The sequence below is a fragment of the Mesorhizobium sp. WSM4820 genome (assembly GCF_055811075.1).
In genome coordinates this window covers 1-4,944 of record NZ_JBVVQN010000051.1, presented here as the reverse complement: position 1 = coordinate 4,944, position 4,944 = coordinate 1, and the positions used below count along the sequence as shown (strand labels likewise).

Below are 4,944 nucleotides of genomic sequence, written 5' to 3'. Positions count from 1 at the left end.
AGCTTTCGAGCCAAGACGGCCGGACCTGGTGGAACAGTGATACCGCGGTCCTGCAGGAATGACCGGATCTGGTTGATTACTCCGGTTCTGCGACTGATGAGGCCGCTTCTGATCCGTTGGATCGCTTGAAGATCGAGCTGCTCCGGCGTCTTCACTGGTACGAATCTCATTGTTGGCCGCTGGACAGCTTGATGCATGCGAGCAGCGGCTAATTGCAGTGCGACGTGCAGTCGGAGATATCTGAGGTCAGACCGACCTGACCGGAGCCCTTTGGCCTTTTTGTCCGAGCCCCAACGTTGGATCGCCGGGCCTAAGGATCTGTGGCTTTGCTCACGCTCGCCGGGCTTGGTCGCGTGTTGGCGCGCCCACGATTTCGTCAGCCTGATCGGCCGCCTCAGCCCACTGACGACCGGCGTATCGCCTGGGCGCTCATGGTCTCGTGGGTATCGAAGCTTTCGCCAGGATCCGAGTTTTTCACCCGCAAGCCAACGGAGCCGGTGGACACCTCGAGCCCGCCGCGTGCTCGTGATCGCTGGATTCAAGCGTAACGTCTGAAATGGTCATGTCGAAGCCGTTTCAGATTTGATCATTCCTCACGAACACGCATGAAGGTGTCGCCGACACAGACTGACGAAGATCAGGTAAGTTCATGCTATTCTCGGTATGCCCATTCGGCGACCGACAATGCCCGGATCGAATGTACCACTGTTCGCCTCGACACGGCGTCTAAAGCTCGGCCATCACATCCGGTAGGAATGGTTCTATGCGGCGCTAGCAGGTTGAAATTCGAAAAGTTGTCCAGCTGTCGACAGTAATGTTCCGTAGCCACGCACCATCGCTTGCGCGACATGGACTCGCTTTTCGGCTATCCAAGTAGTGAGGAGCAAATTGTCGCCGCATCGCTTCTTTCTTGTAAGCGGGCCGCGTTTCGGCGGTGACGAGGCCAGAGATCATCGAACCATCCGGACCTTAGACGTATCGCAGCATCGAGCCGTACCTCCGCAGCTCTACTGAACGCGCCCAGATAGTGCGCCATATGCATGTGCCCAAATCCGTCGATACGGTCACCATTGTTGCAAATTTTTAGGTCGCATGCATCTATTTGCCCAATCTCCTGCGGTCTAAGCAGATTCTAGCGCCGCCTGGATAACGCTTTTGAAAACGATGCCGCCAGGCGGCAGCTTGTCATTATTTCAATCCATGTATACAAGTAACTGAACTTCTCTGTGTCATTTGACCGTGATATTCCGGGTACTCGAGTTGCATTCGGTAAGAATTTTTACCTCAGCATGATCTGCTTCGTTGGACAAGGCAGTGAGGTAGATATGGGAACTGGAGCTAGCCGGTAAGCGTGCTATAGTTAAGGCTGGAGGAAACGGCATTGGAAAGGCGATCGCCCAGGTGCTCATGCCGATGGAGGGCGCGTTCATATTGTGGACATGGACTGCGCAGCGGTCTAAGCCGCCCGAGGAGAGGGATTATTCTGCGGTTTCGACCTTTCTGATATCGATGGACTGGCGCGATAATGGAGGTGGGCACCCCGGCATTGGGATGACTCGACATCCTGGTAAACAATGTGGGCAGTGCCGGATCAGTTGGAGCACCTGAGGCTCTCGGAAATTGATTCCGCGGGCACTACGGCAGTTAACGTCAGCGGCCATTTTGTTGCTACCCGAGTTGGGATCCCGTACTTGCGCAAACCGGCCCTTATAAAATGAGCTGCCCAACCAGTCCCAATCAGCCCCGCCGATGCAAACACCTTGGAGATCCTATGCGCAACGCGTAATGCGTTCTGCTCAGTCATTTATACTCTCTTCAACATCGAAAGGTTGCCTCGCAAACTTAGCGCCGTCTCAGGCAACGGACTCAAGCGTCATCCGACATATGGTTGTGATGTCGTAGATAGGGAGCCCTGCCCTACGACGGATTGCCGGCGTTACCGGCGGGAATCCAGTGCAAGTGAACAGTAGCGCCGCGATGTCCGGATTTGCGACGCGGAGCCGCGCGACGCAAGCAGCTACATCATTCTCGATATCGGCGACATCGGTCGGTTGTGGCGGACGCATGAACTCGTTTTCCCACAACTTACCGCCTTCGATGCCGCCGATTGCGATCCGATCCCGCTCGGCCTGATCACTGAGCCCAAGTAAATCATCTCGAAACACACGCGAATCAGCTGTGACAACAGCGAGTTTTGCTTTTGGGCACAGTTGGCGGAGCAGCGCGGGCACCAAGAGCAGGCTTGACATCACCACGGGGACACTTACCGCCGCAGCCACCGCCGCTTGATGTCGAATGGCCGAGCCGCAGTTCGAGCTGATCGTGACTGCACCTCGCTCGACTAGCCTCCGCGCTGCCGCAATAAACGCGGGCTCGAGCGCGGGATCGCCCTGCATCACAATATCGGCCCAAGCTCCTTCGACGGTTTCTGATATTACGGGAAAGTTGAAGGTAGCTGAACTAAGCAGCGAGCCCGATAGAGGCTCTGGCGGCGTCACACCGGGCGGCAATCCACGTTCGAGATCCAGAATGCCAAGACAACTTCCGATTTGCGACGCCATTCCGCCTCCAAGACATATAGCTACATTTGATACACACGAGGGCGGTCATCCGCGCTTCTTAACTCCGAGGATTACACGTTCCTCGGCAGGTGTGGCGATGCTGGCGCCCATACGCGCTATGATCCCAACCGCATTGTCAACGAGCTCGGCATTGGGAGCCAGCACGCCACGTCGGAGACTGATGTTATCTTCCAACCTGACCCGGACGTGCCCACCCATAGCCACCAACTGTCCAACCATCGACATTTCATCTGCCCCACAGCCAAATCGCCCCAGATCGCCCCGGCAGGCAGAATCTCACGCATGGCCTGCACAGCGGTCGGAACAGCGGGAGCGCCATAACCCGTGCTAAGGCAAAATTGGAAAAGGGGAACACCGTCAATTTTGTTTTCGAGTATGAGCTTCATGGCGATTTCAATATGACCCAGCTCGAAGCATTCAAGCTAGTGCGCCCTGTTCCCCAGTTACCAAGGCCGATCTCCCCGACAACGTAAAGAGTGCGATTGGGGTTAATCATCTATAGCTGCGAGGAATGCCACAAGATTGTCGCCGAGTTCCGAACAGGGATATCCGCCTTCCTGCAACATGGCGACAGGTCCATCAAACGAACCGATTGTCTGGGCAGTCCTCCGAAAGCCGTCGGTGCTTACGTCAAATACACTGAGCGGATCGGCGCCGTACGCATCAAGGCCAAGTGAAACCAGTAGGACATCCGGCCCGAAATCTCTTACCTTTCGCATGCCTACCGAAATAGCGTCGACAAAAGCCGAATCATCGCTGCCAGGCTTTAATGGCAAATTGAGGTTGAAGCCTGCTCCCGCACCGGATCCAACCTCATCCGCATAGCCGCTAAAGAAGATCGGAAATCTGTCGGGATCGGCATGGACAGACACCGTCATAACGTCAGCACGATCATAGAAGATCTGCTGAGTCCCGTTCCCGTGGTGAATGTCGATATCCAGAATGGCAATGTGCTCGGCTCCTTGCATCCGTAGTGACTCGGCGAGCGTAGCAATGTTGTTGAGGTAGCAAAATCCCCAAGCCATGTCCGTGCAGGCATGATGACCAGGTGGGCGGCAGAGACCATACGCGCGACGCTGACCGCTCGCGATCAAACTACCAATATTGATGGCGACATCTATGCTGGATCGAGCCGCCACCCACGTTCCCCGGCCGACGGGAGATGCCGTGCCAGCGAGGTGAAATCCGGCGCGCGCAACAGTATGACTGGCATAACGTGATGCAAATCTGTTGGGGTGCGTAATGGGCACGATTTCCGGACCTGCCTGAGGCAGCGCAAACCATTCATAAATGCCGTTCTCCAAAAAATCGACTGTATGCACACGCCTCAGCACCGAGGCGTCCGTTGGCTTCGCCTTCAGCGCCTCGTGTCCAGCGGCGATGGCTGACGCAAGTAGCACATCCGCGCGTTCGGGCCGTTCGGGGCTTGGCTCCAACCTGCCGTGAGAAATGAACATTTGCGGATCGTGACTACGATGACCTTCCGAGTGAATGATTTTCATCTCTATCGCGTCCTTGATCTCCCCAGCCTGGCCAGCCTTCGGCAGATCGGACAGCCTGATCGCTGGTGAGACAGCTTCAGGCAGTTCAGGGGGGGTGCCCTTACCGATCGCAGAAACGGAAGTACTTTGCAGAGTAGGCGCTCCGATTCTCACGGCGCTTCGGTTCACTTCTCTTCCACCGAAACGAAGCCTTCCTTTGGGACCGATTGGCCCCTCGCAGAAATCAACCGTTTACAGGAGTATACTTGCTCGAAACGCGCTATCTTTGGATTAAGGTTCTCTAAATTTTCGCAACAATTTTGTTTCCAATGTAACTGCTGGAAGGCTCTCAGTCAGCCGGCCTTTGCTCTGATGGATGAGTGCGGGCGATGTCACGTTGTCTGCAAATGAATGCGTTAAGACCTGCGGCCGCTCCTTGTGTTGAACAAGGAAAGTGATGCCGGCAAAGAGGAAGCTGACCATGAAACGATTGAGACAAATCGCCGGGGACGGGCCCCAGTGCCCAGGATCTCGGGGTGGCGCGCAGCACCGTTCAGGACGTTACCTTCGCCACTGTGCGGGACGCGGGGCGAGCCCGCTTCGCTGACTTAAAGCGCAACGAGCTGTTGTGGATTGCCATGCGCCTCGGTCCGGATATTTCTTCGGAGGGGTATCGAAATCAATCGCCATTGAGGGGCAACAAGCCCGCGGATTGGTCACTGCGGCCCGTCTTTGCGACGCTTGTCGGCGCCAGTGGAAAGAGCTCTGGTTTCACCAGATTTTCCTTCTCCCGACGCGCTGCTTGCCGCGGATGATCGCGAACGAAACCGCACTGTCGAAGTAAGAAGCGCCGGCCAGCGTGGTGATGTAGTTGCCGCCCG

At 56.1% G+C, this 4,944-nt stretch carries 2 protein-coding genes and 2 pseudogenes; all 4 read right to left on the bottom strand.

Translation table 11 applies throughout. The features are described from left to right. Positions 1-191, bottom strand: a pseudogene (locus tag AC0L2R_RS33590) (IS110 family transposase); the annotation flags it as partial. 1,662 nt (positions 192-1,853) lie between these two features. Continuing rightward, the gene (locus tag AC0L2R_RS33585) at positions 1,854-2,561 is read right to left on the bottom strand and encodes an aspartate/glutamate racemase family protein (protein WP_473514072.1); all 708 of its coding nucleotides are present in this window, start codon (positions 2,559-2,561) and stop codon (positions 1,854-1,856) included. Positions 2,562-2,606: 45 nt separating this feature from the next. Next, positions 2,607-2,992 (bottom strand): annotated as a pseudogene (locus tag AC0L2R_RS33580) (3-keto-5-aminohexanoate cleavage protein); the annotation flags it as partial. Between the two features lie 78 nt (positions 2,993-3,070). Beyond that, entirely contained in the window at positions 3,071-4,084 is a 1,014-nt protein-coding gene (locus AC0L2R_RS33575) for a histone deacetylase family protein (RefSeq protein WP_473514071.1), read from the bottom strand. Between the last annotated feature and the right edge of the window lie 860 nt (positions 4,085-4,944).

Coding starts and splice junctions, on each gene's coding strand:
- AC0L2R_RS33585 (WP_473514072.1), bottom strand. CDS start 2,561: ATGGCGTCGCAAATCGGAAGTTGTCTTGGCATTCTGGATCTCGAACGT.
- AC0L2R_RS33575 (WP_473514071.1), bottom strand. CDS start 4,084: ATGAAAATCATTCACTCGGAAGGTCATCGTAGTCACGATCCGCAAATG.